1 protein-coding gene is annotated in these 425 nt (G+C 41.2%); it reads left to right on the top strand.

What is annotated here, in order from left to right:
• Positions 1-5: 5 nt before the first annotated feature.
• Positions 6-425, top strand: a 420-nt coding sequence (locus tag JHD69_RS20475; RefSeq protein ID WP_370583547.1) for a metallophosphoesterase family protein, incomplete at its 3' end; no start/stop codon positions are given.

Genomic DNA, 425 nt, shown 5'->3' with positions numbered 1-425 from the left:
ATGTAATTCCCGGCAATCATGATACAGGTTGGTCCGAATCTGGTGGTGTTTCTTTTATAAAGGAATTTGGCAATGACAAATTTACCTTCGACCACAATGGCTATCGATTTATAGCCTGCGCTTCCGGACCCTACGTGCGCATGAGCGATGGTCACATCCCTCGAGATGCCACTGTTTGGCTCGACAGTTTGCTCAAAAAAACACCAAAGTCAATGCCTATTGTTTTTATTAATCATTACCCAATTGACAATAGTCTTGACAATTGGTATGAAGTAACTGATCGTTTAAAAACAAGAAATATACAATATGCCATTTGCGGGCATGGCCATCAAAACAAAGCCTATAATTTTGAAGGCATTGAAGCAACCATGGGCCGTTCAAACCTTAGGGCCAAAGACAGCATTGGGGGTTACAATATTGTAAAC

Source organism: Pedobacter sp. ASV12 (genome assembly GCF_016429155.1).
Classification (GTDB): Bacteria; Bacteroidota; Bacteroidia; order Sphingobacteriales; family Sphingobacteriaceae; genus Pedobacter.
The sequence above is the reverse complement of the archived record's forward strand: the minus strand, read 5'-3'. Positions and strand labels throughout refer to the sequence as shown.